The 17,353-nt window shown below is 41.0% G+C and carries 15 protein-coding genes and 1 tRNA gene; 9 read left to right on the forward strand and 7 right to left on the reverse strand.

Going from position 1 to position 17,353, the window contains the following annotated elements; translation table 11 throughout:
- Positions 1–69: 69 nt before the first annotated feature.
- Positions 70–1,848, reverse strand: a complete 1,779-nt coding sequence (gene aspS, locus N523_RS0115705; protein WP_028835335.1) for an aspartate--tRNA ligase — start codon at positions 1,846–1,848, stop codon at positions 70–72.
- 247 nt (positions 1,849–2,095) lie between these two features.
- On the opposite strand from aspS, the gene N523_RS0115710 reads away from it, so the two are divergent.
- Together N523_RS0115710 and N523_RS0115715 are read left to right on the forward strand one after the other, a co-directional pair.
- Positions 2,096–2,944, forward strand: coding sequence for a DUF72 domain-containing protein (locus N523_RS0115710; protein WP_028835336.1), 849 nt, complete (start codon positions 2,096–2,098; stop codon positions 2,942–2,944).
- A gap of 27 nt (positions 2,945–2,971) precedes the next feature.
- Positions 2,972–3,469, forward strand: coding sequence for a M48 metallopeptidase family protein (locus N523_RS0115715; RefSeq protein WP_016899476.1), 498 nt, complete (start codon positions 2,972–2,974; stop codon positions 3,467–3,469).
- A 163-nt stretch (positions 3,470–3,632) separates the two neighbouring features.
- On the opposite strand, the gene N523_RS0115720 is transcribed toward N523_RS0115715, so the two are convergent.
- Entirely contained in the window at positions 3,633–4,316 is a 684-nt protein-coding gene (locus N523_RS0115720) for a DUF3334 family protein (RefSeq protein WP_008111638.1), read from the reverse strand.
- A gap of 116 nt (positions 4,317–4,432) precedes the next feature.
- Between N523_RS0115720 and cmoA the strand changes: the two genes are divergently transcribed.
- From cmoA to N523_RS0115745, 5 genes are all read left to right on the forward strand, one after another.
- On the forward strand, positions 4,433–5,158 hold the full coding sequence (gene cmoA, locus N523_RS0115725; protein ID WP_016899475.1) for a carboxy-S-adenosyl-L-methionine synthase CmoA: 726 nt from the start codon (positions 4,433–4,435) through the stop codon (positions 5,156–5,158).
- A gap of 15 nt (positions 5,159–5,173) precedes the next feature.
- Positions 5,174–6,142 carry a tRNA 5-methoxyuridine(34)/uridine 5-oxyacetic acid(34) synthase CmoB gene (cmoB, locus tag N523_RS0115730; RefSeq protein ID WP_028835337.1) on the forward strand — a complete coding sequence of 323 codons (969 nt, stop codon included), beginning with the start codon at positions 5,174–5,176 and terminating at the stop codon, positions 6,140–6,142.
- Between the two features lie 196 nt (positions 6,143–6,338).
- Positions 6,339–7,391 carry a phosphoribosylformylglycinamidine cyclo-ligase gene (gene purM / locus N523_RS0115735; protein ID WP_016899473.1) on the forward strand — a complete coding sequence of 351 codons (1,053 nt, stop codon included), beginning with the start codon at positions 6,339–6,341 and terminating at the stop codon, positions 7,389–7,391.
- On the forward strand, positions 7,391–8,038 hold the full coding sequence (gene purN / locus N523_RS0115740; protein WP_016899472.1) for a phosphoribosylglycinamide formyltransferase: 648 nt from the start codon (positions 7,391–7,393) through the stop codon (positions 8,036–8,038). The genes purM and purN overlap by 1 nt, the downstream gene beginning before the upstream one ends.
- Positions 7,992–8,789, forward strand: coding sequence for a DUF3108 domain-containing protein (locus tag N523_RS0115745; RefSeq protein ID WP_036950640.1), 798 nt, complete (start codon positions 7,992–7,994; stop codon positions 8,787–8,789). The genes purN and N523_RS0115745 overlap by 47 nt, the downstream gene beginning before the upstream one ends.
- A 113-nt stretch (positions 8,790–8,902) precedes the next feature.
- Here the strand turns inward: N523_RS0115745 and N523_RS0115750 are convergent, their stop codons facing one another.
- Positions 8,903–9,667, reverse strand: a complete 765-nt coding sequence (locus N523_RS0115750) for a class II glutamine amidotransferase (protein WP_013464565.1) — start codon at positions 9,665–9,667, stop codon at positions 8,903–8,905.
- 308 nt (positions 9,668–9,975) lie between these two features.
- Here N523_RS0115750 and fadE point away from each other — a divergent pair, with 308 nt between their 5' ends.
- Positions 9,976–12,438, forward strand: coding sequence for an acyl-CoA dehydrogenase FadE (fadE, locus tag N523_RS0115755; protein WP_013464564.1), 2,463 nt, complete (start codon positions 9,976–9,978; stop codon positions 12,436–12,438).
- On the opposite strand, the gene N523_RS0115760 is transcribed toward fadE, so the two are convergent.
- Together N523_RS0115760 and N523_RS0115765 are read right to left on the reverse strand one after the other, a co-directional pair.
- Positions 12,439–13,551, reverse strand: coding sequence for a DUF6136 family protein (locus N523_RS0115760; protein WP_028835339.1), 1,113 nt, complete (start codon positions 13,549–13,551; stop codon positions 12,439–12,441).
- A complete protein-coding gene (locus tag N523_RS0115765) occupies positions 13,548–14,138 on the reverse strand; it encodes an ABC transporter ATP-binding protein (RefSeq protein ID WP_028835340.1) in 591 nt (196 codons plus the stop codon). Before N523_RS0115765 ends, N523_RS0115760 begins: the two co-directional genes overlap by 4 nt.
- Positions 14,139–14,300: 162 nt before the next feature.
- Here N523_RS0115765 and N523_RS0115770 point away from each other — a divergent pair, with 162 nt between their 5' ends.
- Positions 14,301–16,244, forward strand: coding sequence for a S9 family peptidase (locus N523_RS0115770; protein WP_028835341.1), 1,944 nt, complete (start codon positions 14,301–14,303; stop codon positions 16,242–16,244).
- 63 nt (positions 16,245–16,307) lie between these two features.
- On the opposite strand, the gene N523_RS19425 is transcribed toward N523_RS0115770, so the two are convergent.
- Together N523_RS19425 and N523_RS0115780 are read right to left on the reverse strand one after the other, a co-directional pair.
- Positions 16,308–17,024 (reverse strand): helix-turn-helix domain-containing protein, encoded by a 717-nt coding sequence (locus N523_RS19425; protein WP_028835342.1) that lies wholly within the window; start codon positions 17,022–17,024, stop codon positions 16,308–16,310.
- Positions 17,025–17,258: 234 nt separating this feature from the next.
- Positions 17,259–17,335, reverse strand: a tRNA-Asp gene (locus N523_RS0115780).
- Between the last annotated feature and the right edge of the window lie 18 nt (positions 17,336–17,353).

A 17,353-nucleotide genomic window follows, 5' to 3' on the forward strand; every position in this document is an offset into this window, starting at 1 on the left:
GGGTTTTGCCGAACAAAAAACCCCTTAGGTATTTAGCCTAAGGGGTTTTGATCTAACTAAAAGCTAGCTTTATTCTGCGCTTGGTAATTCTTTCTCAACTACACTAATTGCAAGCTCTGTCAGCGAATCGCTGTTAGCTTTGCTTGGTGCATCGGTTAATAAACACGATGCTTGTGTGGTTTTAGGGAAAGCAATAACGTCACGAATGTTATCAGTACCACATAACAACATAACTAAACGGTCTAAACCGAACGCTAAACCTGCATGCGGCGGTGTGCCGTATTTAAGAGCATCAAGTAAGAAACCAAATTTATCTTGTTGCTCTTGCGCTTCAATACCTAAAATTCTAAATGCCGCTTCTTGCATATCTGCATTGTGAATACGTACCGAGCCACCGCCCACTTCGTAGCCGTTTAATACCATATCGTAAGCATCTGAAATAGCCGCTGCTGGGTTTGCTTCAAGCTCACTGGCACTAATATCTTTTGGTGCAGTAAATGGATGGTGTACAGCGTGTAATGTGCCTTCGTCATCTTCTTCAAACATTGGGAAGTCAACAACCCAAAGTGGTGCCCAGCTATCTAAATTAGTGATTTCTAAATCAATACCAATTTTTAAACGAAGTGCGCCCATGGCTTCATTTACGGTGTTGCGTTTATCCGCACCAAATAAAATGATATCGCCTGTTTGTGCATTAGTACGTTCAAGTAACTGCGTGATCACATCTTCATTTAAGAATTTAGCGATTGGCGATTGCACGCCCTCAACGCCTGTATCGCGGTCATTTACTTTCATCCATGCTAAACCTTTAGCACCGTAAATACCGATAAACTTAGTGTAGTCATCTAGTTGCTTACGAGAAAGTGATGCGCCACCTGGAACAGTTAGCACTGCAACACGGCCTTTTTCATCATTTGCTGGACCCGAGAATACTTTAAACTCTACGTCTTTTACTAAATCGGCTACATCAATAAGCTTCATTGGGTTACGTAAGTCTGGCTTATCAGAACCATATAGGCTCATTGCCTCAGAGTAAGGCATAATTGGGAAATCACCTAAATCAACATTTAGTAATGACTGCCACATTTCACGGATCATCTTTTCTGTCATACCACGTACTTGATCAGAGCTCATGAACGAGGTTTCTAAATCTATTTGAGTAAATTCAGGTTGACGGTCAGCACGTAAGTCTTCATCACGGAAACATTTAACAATTTGGTAGTAACGGTCAAAACCCGACATCATCAACAATTGCTTAAATAACTGTGGCGACTGCGGTAATGCGTAAAAGCTACCTTTGTGTACTCGACTTGGTACTAAATAATCACGCGCACCTTCTGGCGTTGCTTTAGTTAGTACTGGCGTTTCGATATCTAAAAAGCCATTTTCATCTAAAAAGCGACGTACAAAGCTGCTTGCTTTAGCACGTAATTTAATACGGTCGCTCATTTCTAAACGACGTAAATCTAAGTAACGGTATTTTAAACGACGCTCTTCTGAGTTCACTTGGTTAAAATCAAGTGGCATAGGCTCAGAGCGGTTAATAATCGTTAAACCCGTGCCTAAAATTTCTACTTCACCGGTAGCCATGTCTTTATTTACTTGGCTGTCTGGGCGAGCGCGTACAATCCCTTTTAACTGAACACAAAATTCTTGACGAAGTTTGTTAGCTGTTTCCATTAATCCTTCAACTTCCGGATCGAATACAACTTGTACTAAACCTTCTCTATCGCGTAAATCGACAAAGATAAGTCCACCAAGGTCACGTCGTTTGTTGATCCAGCCACATAGTTCAACTTCCTGATCTACGTGAGTTTTATTTAGCTGTCCGCAGTATATAGAGCGCATAGTTTTCCTGTCAGATAAAAGGCTTCAACGGTTAAAGTTATTTGTTTTTTAAGGCGTGTGATATAAAAAAGAGCCACCACACTACAAATAAAGCCGCTAGCAATCTAAAAATATTCAAATTAAGCCCTGCATTATACCCAAGTAGGTTGAAGATGCTAGGCGTGTTTGGCTTGTTGGTGTTAATTTAAAGCATGCGCTGTTTGGATTTGCTACACTTGCGCCACGATGTAATTTATCAGCTTTTTTTATGTTATATATTGGATGCCCGCAGTGGTCGAGCAGCGCATGGAAAGGAAATTTATTTTCACGCCAGTGTAAAAATGCCGATATGCTTAGCGAATATGCGCAGCATTTTAATTCGGTAGAAGGTAATACTAGCTTTTACGCCGATCCCTCGCCTGACACCGTATTACGATGGGCTGCCAGTGTACCTGATGAGTTTAAATTTACCTTTAAATTTCATCGGCGCTTTAGTCACGAACTCCAACTTACTAACGTGCAACATGAGCTAACTAATTGGCTTAATTTATTCGCCCCTCTATTTGAAAAAACAGGGCAAATAATGCTGCAATTACCTAAGGCGTTTGCGCCACAACATTTAGCTAAGCTTGCCGCTTTTATTGAGTTACTTCCTAAAGAGCTAAACTATGGGGTTGAGGTACGCCACCCTGATTTTTTTAAAAAAGAGGAGGCCGAAATCGCACTTAATCAGCTTTTAATGGCAAATAATATAAACCGTATTGCTATGGATACTCGGGCGCTCTTTGCAGTAAAGCCAACCACCGAAGCGCTAATAGACGCACAACAGAAAAAACCGCATTTACCCGTTCACGCTATTGCTACGGGCTCGCAGCCTATGGCACGTTTTGTTATTGCTGATTTAGAAAACGATTATAAGACCTTTTATCAGCCTTGGCTTAGCAAAGTAACTCAGTGGCTTGATGAGGGCAAAAGTCCTTATGTGTTTTTTCATACCGCTGATAACCGCGAAGCGCCGCTGCTGGCTCGTCAGTTTTGCCAAGATTTGGGGTATAATCACAATGTACTCAATCCATTTAGTGGCGAAAAAGAAGCCCACCAGCAAGCACTTTTTTAAAAATAAATTCAAAATACAGAGACAATAATGAGTGAATACGCACGTTACTTTACCGGCTACCCTGCCAATATCGTTGAGCAAGTATTAAGCCTAATAAAAGCAGGAAAAGTAAGTGAGTATTTACTTAAAAAATACCCGCAGGCGCATCGTATTACCAGTGATAAGTTACTGTATAGCTACGCCACTGAGCTTAAAAAGCAGTATTTAAAAAACGCCCCGCCATTTGGACGCGCTGCGTTTAAAAAACAAGGTGATATGGTTACCAATGCGCTCGGTACCCACACGTACCGTATGCAAGGTAAAACCCGCAAGCACGATTTAGCAATAAACAGCGATTTACTGCGCGCGCCAGAGCCATTATTAAAAGCATTAGTGGTGCACGAACTCGCGCATTTTAAAGAAAAAGACCATAACAAAGGCTTTTATAAACTGTGCTGCCATATGGAGCCACAGTACCATCAGCTAGAGCTGGATTTACGAATTTTTTGTGTGGCTATTGCGATGGGTGAGAATCCGTATAATTGAGCGGTCAGCCAAAATAATGACACACGAGTTCACAATGAAAGCCCTCGTTAACAAAAAACGCGATATAAATCGCGTTTTTATTATTCTCACTTTCTAATCTGACAGCTAAGAGCTTAAAAGCGTGTTAGGTTTCGTTTCACTTAACCCAGCCTACGTAAAAACGTTAAAGCCCTAATTCGGCCATAAAGTCGTCATCGCTATCATCTTGCTTTGGCTGTTTCGCTTTTTCTTTATCCGCTTTTTGCTTAGCTTCATTTTCGATAATATCGTCTGGGTCTATCGCTTCTACAATGTCAAAGTCGTGAAGTTTAATAAACTCTGTTTTATCCATCGCTAATTCTAAATAGAAGATATTTTGGTTGCGAGTCGTAAACGTTACGCGGCGTGCTTGCGGACGATCCATAGTGGTATCAACCGATATTTGCACTTGTTTATTAATAGCCATCATTTTTGGCTGATTTTGGGTAATAGAGGTATGCAGCTGTTCACGTACTTTTGACGTGAAGTCGCCCACTATTTGGTTCATCAACTCACCCATCACGTTTGAAACGTCATCAGATAAGTGGCTGTGTGCGATTTCGTCTTCTGGCATACCCATGTTGCGCATATAATCGCCGTAAATTTCCATGGCCGCTTGCGCCGTAAAGTTGGTAACAACTAAGCCGGTAAAGCCCCCGTCAAATAAAACAAAACAGCCTATGTCTGGTCGCATACAAGTACGCGTTATTTTTTGTACCATGGCTGAATAGCTGATCTCGTTGCCGCTGGCTGATGAAAGTACACCCGTTACTGAGTGGCATAATGTTGCTAATATATCGTCGGTACTAATAACCTTACTTTTGCTCATTTAATAATCTCTTTTATACTTATTCTTCATAATTCTAGTCAAGCTACTGAATTTATCACTGACTATCCAGCATAAAATGTTAAAATAGCACTATTATTTTCAAAGAGACTGCCTTCGTGAGTATAAAAGACAGTATTTATGCCTCTGAGCAACAAGTAAAAGACTTTAGTTTTGATCAAAACGTGGTTGAAGTATTTCCCGACATGATCCAACGCTCGGTACCCGGTTATGCCACTATTGTAAGTACTATGGGAAAATTAGCGGGTGAGTATGCTCAGCCTAATTCTAACCTGTACGACTTGGGCTGCTCATTAGGGGCAGTAACCTTAAGTATGCGTCGTAATATTAAAACTGATAGCTGCCAAATTATCGCCGTAGATAACTCACAAGCCATGGTTGAACGTTGTAAGGTTCATTTACAAGGATTTAGATCAGACGTTCCTGTAACGGTTACTTTAGGTGATATTAACGAGCTTGATATTCAAAACGCATCGGTTGTGGCAATGAATTTTACCCTGCAATTTATACCACCTGCGCAGCGCAAAGCGGTACTTGAAAAAATATACGCTAATTTAAAGCCCGGTGGCGTTTTGTTATTAAGTGAAAAAATTAAAGCCGAAAACGAGCAGTGCGATAACTTACTGATTGACTTGCACCACGACTTTAAACGCCATAATGGCTACTCTGAGCTTGAAATAAGCCAAAAGCGTACTGCCATTGAAAACGTAATGCGCCCCGATACACTTAGTACACATACACAACGTTTAAGCGACATTGGTTTTAGCCAAACGCAAGTGTGGTATCAATGTTTTAATTTTTGCTCAATGGTAGCAATTAAATAATTTAGAGAGTGACACATGTCTGCATGGTTTAACCAATTTTACGCTGCGATTGCACAAAGCCCACTTAGCCACTGGCTAGAAACCTTGCCTGCGCAATTAAAGCATTGGCAACAAGAGGCAAGTCATGGCGATTTGCCACAATGGCAAAAAGTGCTGAAAAACTTACCCGAGATATCAACAAACCAAGTTGATATTGTCAGCAAAGTAGCAATAGGTGCGCCTGGCGAAATGTCTGAAGGCGAAAAAAAGCAAACCACGCATTTATTAAAGCGGATGATGCCTTGGCGAAAGGGTCCCTTTAACGTTCACGGTATTGAAATAAATACCGAATGGCGCAGCGACTGGAAATGGGATCGACTCCTGCCGCATATTGAGCCATTAAAAGGCCGTACTGTATTAGATATTGGTTGTGGCTCGGGGTATCACCTATGGCGTATGCGCGGTGAAGGTGCTCAATTTGTGGTGGGTATTGATCCATCTGACTTATTTTTGTGCCAGTTTCAGGCAATTAAACACTTTAACCCAGATGAAAACGTGCATTTGTTACCATTAGGTGTAGAAGCCCTGCCAGAGCTCAAAGCGTTTGATACAGTATTTTCAATGGGGGTGCTTTATCATCGTCGTTCCCCTATCGACTTTTTAGCGCAATTAAAAGCACAGCTTCGCCCAGGTGGTGAGCTGGTGCTTGAAACATTAGTTATTGAAGGCGATGAAAACACCGTATTAGTACCGACCGACCGCTACGCGAAAATGCGTAATGTATGGTTTATTCCAAGCACTGCGGCATTAAAATTGTGGATGGAACGTGTTGGCTTTAAAGATGTGCAAATTAAAGATTGTGCTATTACAACGCTCGACGAGCAGCGTAAAACTGACTGGATGGAAAACGAATCTTTAGTTGACTTTTTAGACCCCGCTGACACCAGTAAAACCATTGAAGGCTACCCTGCACCACTTAGAGCGATACTTACAGCTAAAGCCTAATTTGTAGTATTAATTTTTATTTCCATATTAAAAAGCGCCATTGGGCGCTTTTTTTGTTTACTAATACAGCAACTAGCGGACAAGTGTCCTTGTCTTTAAAATCAAATCCAGATTTCAACTAGCCGCGCCCTTGCAATTGTTGTAAAATACGCGCGTTTCTAAGTAAGCATCAAAACAACTATTTTGAGGAAAACCTGTGAGCGAACAAAAACAGTCTCTAAGCTATAAAGACGCGGGCGTAGATATCGACGCTGGTAATGCACTTGTTGAGCGTATTAAAGGCGTAGTTAAAAAAACTCGTCGTCCTGAAGTGATGGGCGGAATTGGTGGTTTTGGCGCACTTTGCGAAATTCCTGAAGGTTATAAGCAACCCGTACTTGTAGCAGGCACTGACGGTGTTGGCACTAAGTTACGCTTAGCAATTGACCTTAAAAAGCACGATACTGTAGGTATCGACTTAGTTGCGATGTGTGTAAATGATTTAATAGTACAAGGCGCTGAACCCCTGTTTTTTCTAGATTACTATGCAACGGGTAAACTAGATGTAGACACAGCAGCCGACGTAGTAACCGGTATTGGTAAAGGTTGTGAAATTTCAGGTTGTGCCCTAATTGGTGGCGAAACAGCTGAAATGCCAGGTATGTATGATGGTGAAGACTACGACATGGCAGGCTTTTGTACCGGTGTGGTAGAAAAATCAAAAATTATTGATGGCACTAAAGTAGCTGCAGGCGATCAACTTATTGCCCTTGCTTCTAGCGGTCCTCACTCAAATGGTTTCTCTTTAATTCGCAAAGTTTTAGAAGTCTCTAACGCTGATACTAATCAAGTGATTGATGGCAAAACCTTAGGTGAGCACCTTTTAGAACCAACACGTATTTACGTTAAACCATTACTTGAGTTGTTCAAGCAAGTAGACGTGCATGCCCTTTCGCATATTACTGGTGGCGGTTTTTGGGAAAATATCCCACGCGTATTACCTGAATCTGCTAAAGCGGTTGTTAAAGGTGATAGCTGGCAGTGGCCAAGTGTGTTTAGTTGGTTGCAAGAAAACGGCAACATTACAACACATGAAATGTACCGCACATTTAACTGTGGTGTAGGCATGGTGTTAGTTGTACCTGCGGATGAGCTTGAAAATAGCTTAAATATCTTAAAAGATCTTGGTGAGAACGCATGGCACCTTGGTGAAATCCAAGATGCCGTTGCTGGCGAAGAGCAAGTTGAAATTGTAGGTGGTGCTGCGTAATGGCACCCACTCGTCTAGTAGTTTTGATCTCAGGCAGTGGCTCAAATTTACAAGCCATTATAGACGCCTGTGAAAGCGGCGAGATAAACGCCCATATAGCGGCTGTTATTAGTAACAAAGCAGACGCTTATGGGTTAGAGCGTGCAAAAAATGCAGGTATTGCCACACACGTGCTGAGTCATAAAGAGTTTGACTCACGCGAAGCGTACGATGCCCAGTTAATGCATATAATTGACTCTTTTGAACCAAATCTAGTTGTATTAGCTGGGTTTATGCGTATTCTAACTCCTAACTTAGTGCAAAAATATGTTGGAAAAATGTTGAACATTCATCCATCTTTGTTGCCTAAGTACCAGGGGCTGAATACCCACCAAAGAGCAATTGATGCAAAAGACGACGTTCACGGCGTTAGTGTTCACTTTGTTACTGAAGAATTAGACGGCGGACCCGTTATTCTTCAAGCCAAAGTGCCTGTATTAGCAGACGATACAGCAGACACGCTCGCTAAGCGTGTGCATGCGCAAGAGCACATAATTTATCCTTTGGTGGTCAAGTGGTTCAGTGAACAACGACTTACGATGGAAGCAGATTATGCAGTTCTTGACGAAAAACAACTTCCTGCACACGGCGCGCACTACCCAAAATAAAAAATTAAGTGCCTGGCTATTATGTGCGGGCACTTTATTACTTCCTACCAGCCTGATTGCAGGTGAGTTAACCCAGTATCAAGCCAGCTACGATATTTTGCGCAAAGGTGCAAATCATGGTACAGCCGAGCGGACGCTTAAAAAACTCGATAATAATAACTACCAAGTCACTTACCATAGCGATATTGAATGGATGATTTTCTCTGACTCACGTCAAGAGTCATCAACTTTTAGCTTTGCTAACGATAAAGTAGAGCCTATTCAGTACTCTATGATCCGCACGGGGACTGGGCCTGACAAAAAGTATGAAATTAACTTTGATCGTCAAACACAAACTGTCACCAGTAACACCAGCGACTACCCGTTAAAATGCCAATGGCATGATAACTTCCAAGATGGTATTTCTTATCAAGTGCAAGTTCGAGAAGGACTTAAAAAAGGAAAAACCAGTTTTTCGTTTCCACTGGTTGATAAAAAAGGTAATTGCCGTGACTACGACTTTGAAGTGGTAGAAACCGAAATGATTTCCTTACCGATTGGTAACGTAGAAGCCATTAAAGTAAAACGTTTATACGACAATGACAAACGCCAAGCCTTAGCATGGTTTGCCCCAGAAATGGATTATATGCTAGTGCGCATGTGGAAAGGTGAAAAAGGTGTGGAACAGTTTGAAGTGCAGATGAAATCGTTTACCGTGATCAATCCACCGGCTTTACCTGCACAAGTTAAGAACGAAATAACCCCCGAATAAATTACTTACAAGATGCAATACGAAACGCCCAAGTGTGACAACCATAACTTGGGCTTTTCATTTTAATACTTAGATTTGAAACTTTAAGTTGGGTTTCGTTTTACTCTACCAACCTACATTAATTCACCCATTTTAAATAACGCAAACTCTCCTGGCTGCATTTTTTGCCAGCGTTCATCGTTGGTTAGCGGCCTTGTTGCTATAACCGTTACCACATCGTTTGGCGTGGTTTCTTGTTGAAAGTCGACCACCATGTCGGCATCAATAAGTGTTGCTTTACCAAATGGCGCACGGCGCGTTATGTAATGTAAATTATTAGTACAATACGCTAAAACAAATACACCATCGGTCAATAACATATTAAACACGCCTTTTTCACGTAGCGTATGCGAAAGCTTAGCCGCATATCTAAAAACCGACGCCATATTACTTGGTCGCTGCGGGTACTTTTCACGAATTTTGTCAAGCAACCAGCAAAATGCCAACTCGCTATCGGTATTACCCACAGGTCGATAATATTCAGGTTTTAAATCATGATAATTTGAAAGCTGCCCGTTATGAGCATAGGTTATTTCACGCCCCCACAACTCACGAGTAAACGGGTGGGTGTTTTCAAGACACACTCGCCCGCGGTTGCCTTGACGAATATGACTTATCACCGATACGCTTTTAATCGGATAAGCTTTAACTAATTTAGCTATTTCTGACTGGTAACTTGGCTCGGGATCTTTAAAGGTTCTGCAGCCTTTACCTTCATAAAAAGTAATGCCCCAGCCGTCTTTATGTGGCCCCGTATTTCCCCCACGCTCCAACAACCCTGAAAAACTAAAACAAATATCCGTTGGTACATTGGCTGACATGCCAAGTAATTCACACATAAAATAAATAAACCTTTAGAAAGCTAAACATAGAATATCGTTCTATTTTTAATAAGCGTACACTGAAAATCATAAGTATATTTACTTAATTAAACTTATATTACTACTAGATTAATTGATTTTTTTAATGCTTATATTTTTTATGATAAGCCAAAATAAACCATTACAGCCAAACTGTTCGTATAACATACGACGCATTGTAATAATCGTACCGATAACTACACTTTAATCTAAGTAATGTACTTGAAACTTAGCGTTACTAGCGCTACTCTAAACGAGGTGGTCTGACCTCTATTAAGGAATTAGCAATGACACTCATATTTACACTCGGTTTAATCGCACTGCTCAGCATTGCGCTTTACCACAGAGCGAGTTGGAACACAGCACTTGGTGTTTCTGCCGCAACATTATTAATTGGTACCTTTGCTGGTGCTTTTGGTTTAATTAGCTGGGTGATCTTTTTAATCATCGCAGTGCCTCTTTCTGTTACTGGCATTCGTCAGCAATATATTATCAAGCCTATTTTCAAGGTCTTCAAAAAAGTTACACCGAGCATGTCTGACACCGAAAAGTCAGCTATTGATGCCGGTACAACTTGGTGGGAAGCTGATTTATTTTGTGGTAACCCAGATTGGAAAAAGCTTCACCAGTATCCAGTTCCAAAACTTACTATTGAAGAGCAGGCATTTATCGACGGACCTGTTGAAGTTGTATGTAGTATGCTGGACGATTGGGAAGCTACGCATGAGCTAACGGATTTACCTCAGGACGTATGGCAATATCTAAAAGATAACAAATTCTTTGCCATGATCATTAAAAAGGAATACGGCGGCTTAGAGTTCTCTGCATTTGCACAATCGTGTGTACTGCAAAAACTAACCAGTAAATCAACATTGCTTTCGTCAATTGTTGGTGTACCTAACTCGTTAGGCCCGGGTGAGTTATTACAGCACTACGGTACTGAAGATCAAAAAAATCATTACTTACCGCGTTTAGCAAGCGGTCAAGAAATTCCATGTTTTGCTCTTACTTCGCCAGAGGCAGGTTCTGATGCAAGCTCAATTCCAGACTATGGTGTAGTATGTAAAGGGCAATGGAATGGCGAAGAAGTAGTCGGTGTAAGCCTTACATGGAACAAGCGTTACATTACACTTGCACCTGTAGCTACGGTTCTTGGTCTAGCATTTAAATTACAAGATCCAGATGGATTATTAAGTGACGTTAAAGAGCCTGGTATTACCTGTGCACTTATCCCAACAGATACCCCAGGGGTAGAAATTGGTCGTCGTCACTTCCCGCTTAATGTGCCGTTCCAAAATGGCCCTACTCGCGGTAAAGATATTTTTGTACCACTTGATTACATTATTGGTGGCCCAGAAATGGCTGGTCAAGGCTGGCGTATGCTGGTTGAGTGTTTATCGGTTGGTCGTGCAATTACATTGCCGTCAAATTCAGCCGGTGGCATTAAAATGATTGCTGTAGCAACCGGTGCTTACAGCCGTATTCGTCGTCAATTCCGCTTACCAATTGGTAAAATGGAAGGGGTTGAAGAGTCAATGGCGAAACTTGCCGGTTATGCTTACAGCTCAGACGCTGCAGTAAGTATGTCTACTGGCGCGGTTGATTTAGGCGAAAAACCATCTGTTATTTCGGCTATTATTAAATACCACCTTACCGAGCAAATGCGCGATGCCACCATTCATGCAATGGATGTGCTAGGCGGTAAAGGGATCATGCTTGGGCCAAATAACTATTTAGGTCGTGGCTATCAAGGTGCACCTATTGCCATTACCGTTGAAGGTGCAAACATCTTGACCCGTAATATGATTATTTATGGTCAAGGTGCTATTCGTTGTCATCCATTTGTACTTACCGAGCTAGGTGCGTGTGAAATTGAAGACCGCGAAGAAGCGCTTAACGTATTTGATAAAGCGCTAATGGGCCACATTGGCTTTACCATGTCTAACCTAGTACGCACTAAGTGGCTTGCACTTACTGGCGCTCGCTTTACTAGTGTGCCGTACAAAGACGAAACGGCAGAGTTTTATCGTATAGCTTCACGCTTTAGTGCATCGCTTGCACTTATGTCTGATATTAGTATGGCAGTATTTGGTGGTTCACTTAAACGTAAAGAACGTATTTCAGCACGCTTAGGTGACTTATTAAGCTACCTTTACTTAGTGTCTGCAACGCTTAAACGTTATAACGACGAAGGCCGTAAAAAAGAAGATTTTGCACTGGTTCAGTGGAGCTGTCAGGATCACCTTTACCACTGTCAACGTGCGCTTGCTGATTTAATCAACAATATGCCATCTGCACCACTTCGTGGCGTATTAAAAGTATTGTTATTCCCGTTTGGTCGCCCGGTTCGTAAACCTACCGACAAACTTGAGCATAAACTAGCGCAATTACTGCAAGTGCCTAGCGAAACGCGTAATCGTTTAGCAAGCTATGTATACCTTACAAACGAGCCGCTTAACCTTGTAGGTCGTCAAGAGCAAACGCTTAAAGATGTGCTAGAGGTAGAGCCTTTATTTGAACGCGTATGTAAAGAGAAAGGCGTTAAATTGCCATTCTTCCAACTTGATAAAGTGGCGCAAATGGGCTTAGAAGCCGGCATTTTAAGCCAAGCTGAAGCTGATAAGTTAGCAGCTGTTGAACAAGCTCGCTTAGACGTTATTAACGTTGACGACTTTGACCCTGCAGATTTACTTGCCGGCAAAGCAGCGCGTAATAGCAAAGCTAAATCTAAAAAGGCAGATGCCGCTTAACTAATTTAGTAAAGCTAGCAGCAACCCTGTTGAAATTAGCCAAACCAGCGCATAATGCGCTGGTTTTTTTTGTGCAAGGTAAACCTGTAATACACACCACATATTTCCAATGACAAATAATACAATATGAGTGTAACCAAAAATAACGCTATAACTTATTGTGGCTAATAAAAACAGCAATATGCTAGGTAAAAACTGGCTAATATAAAAGGCGCGTTCTTGCTCGCATGTTTTAAAAAATAATCGATACTGCTCATACACCCTACCGCAATCAAATTGCAATGAACTACTAAAGAGTACAATAAAAGCCATGGCTAATATCACAAGTATAGGTACTAAATCAGCACGTTCGTTTATTAGCGCAGCTGATGCCATGAATACACATAAAAGTAACGACACGCGCCAAACAAGTGTCCAACAATGGTTTAATAAATAACAAAACCAAAAGCCCAATAATGAACTTACTGCAATACGCCCGTTAACATTAACCACGGGGACAAAAAGGCTCAGCGCAAACAATAAAGCAAAGCCCATATGATAAGTGAGCGGCTGCATATGAATAGGAACCAGCACTAATATCGTGCTAAACAAAAAGCCATATACCAGTGCGCTGGTTTTGTATAAACACAAAACGCCCAAGCTAAACTGCAGCAACATAAATACAATAAAATGCGGTACTTTAACCCATTGTGATAGCGTTAAATCTAGCGCAATTAATACACTGGCTATAAGCCATGCATTACTGAGCGTTAATAGTTTAATATCGACTAAATATAACCAAACTGATCGTGCAATAGTTTGCTGAAATAACCGCTGCTTACTATTTTTAATTGCTGACTTCATTGCGCTGAGCATCACACTTTGTAGTAACAAATAAAATAAAGCCATTTGTGCACCGTATTGGGGTGCTGCGCTGCTGTCTATAATTTTTCCAAGGCCTAAAAAAAGTAGCAATATCAAACCCAACACTGACGAGCCTAACACCACTAAAAATAACAACCCAAAGCTTTTTAGTTGTAACAATAATTGCGTGAGTTCAGTTTTGTACGCCTGATAACGATAATCCATAAAAGAGCGATATTGCCCGATTGATTGTTTTAAATTTGCAATCATAACGGTATACACTCAAAGCCACGCTCAATAAATGGCGCTGGTTCATGGCAGGTGATGACTATTTGCCCATTTGGCTTATCTATTAGATATTCATCAAGCAGTACTAATAAATACTGAATACTGGCTTGATCAAGTGCTGCGCTGGGTTCGTCTAGAAGTAAATAAGGTGCATCACGCATAAGCGCTAAAATTAACTGGCATTTCTTTTGATTACCTGACGACAGCGCATCAAAACGAGTATTTAAAAATTCATTGAAATTAAACCCATCTATTATTGTCGTTGGCCAATCACAACCCAGCGTATTCACGGACAAGTTAATAATTTGCTTTGCCGTAAGAAAGTCAGGTAAAGCAATACAGTCTGATGCTATAGCAACTTGTTTATGCGGTTCGGTTAATGCTTTTTTAGAAAATAAAATCTGCCCACTTTGGCGCGTTTCGAGCTCTGCCAACATCATCAACAACGTTGTTTTACCTTGGCCATTAGGCGCTTCAATGCATATTTTAGGTGCATAAAACTGCACACTATAACCACTGTACAATACGTTTTCAGCAAACTGTTTATGTAACCCAATGACTTCTATCATAAATACTCCCTGATTTTGAAAGTGAATTATAACTGGTTTTCTATTTTCGTGGACTACATGGTTTGTAACACTTTATTGCAGTTCGAATAGGCTAATTACTTGCGTTTAAAAAACCTTCGGTTAACACTAAAAGTCCATAATTATAATCCAAGGAATGTATCTATGAAAAAAGCCCTCAAATTTGCCTGTATTACCTGTGCAGTATCAATTACATTAACAGGTTGCAGTCAATCTAATAATTCAGCCTCTACCCCTGTGGCAACTGAGCAAACACGACAAGTAAAAACCTATAACGCTAAAACCTTTTTTGATACAACATCTATCATGGGCAGTAGCTTTTCCCCGACTGGCGATAAAGTTCTAGTTAGTAGCGATGAAAGCGGTATTTACAGCTTGTATGAAGTTGACGTAAAAACAGGTAGCAAAACGCGCCTAACCAATTTTGAAGACAGCACCTACCCTATTCGCTATTTCCCAAATGATGAGCGTGTACTATTTACCAAGGACTCAGGCGGTAATGAGCGCTACCATGTTTATGTGCGTGAAGTTGATGGTTCAATCAAAGATTTAACCCCAGGGGAAGAAACCCGCGCGAGTTTTGCAGGCTTTACTAAAGATGGCAGTCAGTTTTTTATTACCAGTAATCAACGCGATGCCAAGTTTATGGACTTGTATCGCGTAGATAGCAAAACCTATAAAGTCACGCCCGTTTATCAAAACACACAAGGACTAGATGTGGGCGCAATTAGCCCCGATGGACGCTACATTGCGCTGTCTAAAAATAATACCAATAAAGACAGCGATACGTTTATTCTTGATACCTATAAGAAAACCCTCAAGCCGCAATTAATTTCAAAACACGATACACCAGCACAATATACGCCTGAGACCTTCTCTGTAGACAGCAAATATTTATACTACTCAACAGACGCTAAAGGAGAGTTTTCAGAGGTGTGGCAATATGAGCTCGCCACAGGCAAGCACAGTCCAGCATTAAAAGATGATTGGGACGTTAGCTTTATTGATTTTTCTAAATCTGGGCGATACCAAGTAAGCGGTGTAAATGCTGATGCCAGCACAAAGGTCACAGTAAAAGACACGCAAACAGGGGATGAAATTGCCATGCCTAAATTACCTGCGGGAAATCTACGTGGTGTGAATTTCTCAAGCGATGAGAAAACCATGGCGTTTTATTTAAATTCAGATACCTCACCAAGCAACTTATTTGTTTGGCAAGTTGGCAGTAATGAAGCCAAGCAACTTACCAACACATTAAGTGAAGATATAGATCAAAACGACTTAGTAGAGAGCACCATTGTGCGCTTTAAAAGTTTTGATGGTTTAGAAATACCGGGCGTATTATACAAACCAAAACAAGCCAGCAGCACCAATAAAGTACCTGCACTTATTTGGGTGCATGGCGGCCCAGGTGGGCAAAGCCGAACTGGTTATAGCGCAATGCAGCAACATTTAGTTAATCATGGCTATGCTATTTTTGCCGTCAATAACCGCGGTAGCTCAGGCTATGGTAAAACATTTTTCCATTTAGACGATAAAAAACATGGCACCGATGATCTACAAGATATTATCTACGGTAAAAAACACTTACAAAGCCTAGATTGGGTCGATGCAGATAAAATCGGCATCATGGGTGGTAGCTACGGCGGTTTTATGACCGCAGCCGCGCTTGCCTTTAAACCGGAAGAGTTCAAAGTAGGTATCAATATTTTTGGTGTGACTAACTGGGTACGCACACTGAACTCAATTCCACCATGGTGGGAAAGCTTTAAAAAGGCGCTTTACGATGAAATGGGCGATCCTGCCACCGATGGTGAACGTCACCGTGCTATTTCACCGCTGTTTCATGCCGATAACATCACTAAGCCTTTAATGGTAATACAAGGTGCTAATGATCCACGCGTATTACAAGTTGAAAGCGATGAGTTGGTTGCTGCGGTTAAAGCTAATGGTGTGCCAGTAGAATATGTATTATTTGATGATGAAGGACACGGTTTTAGCAAAAAAGAAAACCGTATCAGCGCCTCAAACGCCTACCTCAACTTTTTAGATACTTACTTAAAAGAGTTATTTGGCCCACAAGGATAATTGCAAGCCAATTTATATTAAAGCCTGCTGCGTTTTCATGTACGCAGGCTTTTTATTACTTTTTTATTGCTTGGTTAATCTGGGTTCCAGTAAAGCGAACGCCAAACCAAATACAGCAGCCAAAATACCTAAAAACTCAAACCAACTATTGCCTGCATGTGGTATTGTTCGCGAGAGTTCATCTACGTTATAAAGTCGTTTACCTCCCTCGACTTCTTCAACAAATGATTCACCGATGTATTCATCCATTAACTTAAAACTGGGTACCCTTCTGGCCAGCATTTCACGAGTTTTTTCCTCTCTTTTCTCTCGGTTTGAATCAATAATATAATTGCTCCAATGAGTAAAAACATTCAGGGGTTCATCTGTTTTGATCACACCCAGTGATTTGTATTCGTAAAAGCGTTCATTGAACAGATAATTTTTATGTCCTGCATAAAATAATGCACAGCCAAAAGAAATCAGAAACATAGCGAGGTATATAATTTTACGCTGTGCGACTGAGCTCTTTACTGCTTTACTTTTAAACCACAGCTCTAAATCGGGTATTTGCATGAGTCTTGTTTTGTCATGGCTGTAGGTAAGGGGCTTCATAAACTCATCAATTGAAAGGTCTAATGCTATCAATAAAGCTCTAAATATTTCATTCGAGGGAATTGATTTATCGTTTTCAAGTTTTGATAAATAACTTTGCTCTATACCTACTTGCTGGGCAAATTCAGGTTGGCTCAATTTTTTATTATTTCTTAGCTGCTTTAATTGCTGACCTAATGTACTCATCTTAATGCTTCCTTTTTTAAAGTGAGATTAGATTCTTGGTAATTCATGCAGAGATAAGAAGCTGAATATTGAAGAATAGACAAGAATATTAGCAGGTTAGTATATAAGAGTCGAGCTGATAGCTGATAGCTGATAGCTGATAGCTGATAGCTGATAGCTGATAGCTGATAAAAATGATGTTTGTATTTATTAATAAGTAAATTATTTATTGCTTGTTATTGAGGAAATAACAAGTGGCGGAGTGGACGGGACTCGAACCCGCGACCCCCGGCGTGACAGGCCGGTATTCTAACCAACTGAACTACCACTCCGCAGTGGTATGTGCATGG

The sequence above is a fragment of the Pseudoalteromonas sp. 23_GOM-1509m genome (genome assembly GCF_000518425.1).
In the GTDB taxonomy this organism is placed as follows: Bacteria; Pseudomonadota; Gammaproteobacteria; order Enterobacterales; family Alteromonadaceae; genus Pseudoalteromonas; species Pseudoalteromonas tetraodonis.

Coding starts and splice junctions, on each gene's coding strand:
- aspS (WP_028835335.1), bottom strand. CDS start 1,848: ATGCGCTCTATATACTGCGGACAGCTAAATAAAACTCACGTAGATCAG.
- N523_RS0115710 (WP_028835336.1), top strand. CDS start 2,096: ATGTTATATATTGGATGCCCGCAGTGGTCGAGCAGCGCATGGAAAGGA.
- N523_RS0115715 (WP_016899476.1), top strand. CDS start 2,972: ATGAGTGAATACGCACGTTACTTTACCGGCTACCCTGCCAATATCGTT.
- N523_RS0115720 (WP_008111638.1), bottom strand. CDS start 4,316: ATGAGCAAAAGTAAGGTTATTAGTACCGACGATATATTAGCAACATTA.
- cmoB (WP_028835337.1), top strand. CDS start 5,174: ATGTCTGCATGGTTTAACCAATTTTACGCTGCGATTGCACAAAGCCCA.
- purN (WP_016899472.1), top strand. CDS start 7,391: ATGGCACCCACTCGTCTAGTAGTTTTGATCTCAGGCAGTGGCTCAAAT.
- N523_RS0115750 (WP_013464565.1), bottom strand. CDS start 9,667: ATGTGTGAATTACTTGGCATGTCAGCCAATGTACCAACGGATATTTGT.
- fadE (WP_013464564.1), top strand. CDS start 9,976: ATGACACTCATATTTACACTCGGTTTAATCGCACTGCTCAGCATTGCG.
- N523_RS0115760 (WP_028835339.1), bottom strand. CDS start 13,551: ATGATTGCAAATTTAAAACAATCAATCGGGCAATATCGCTCTTTTATG.
- N523_RS0115765 (WP_028835340.1), bottom strand. CDS start 14,138: ATGATAGAAGTCATTGGGTTACATAAACAGTTTGCTGAAAACGTATTG.
- N523_RS0115770 (WP_028835341.1), top strand. CDS start 14,301: ATGAAAAAAGCCCTCAAATTTGCCTGTATTACCTGTGCAGTATCAATT.
- N523_RS19425 (WP_028835342.1), bottom strand. CDS start 17,024: ATGAGTACATTAGGTCAGCAATTAAAGCAGCTAAGAAATAATAAAAAA.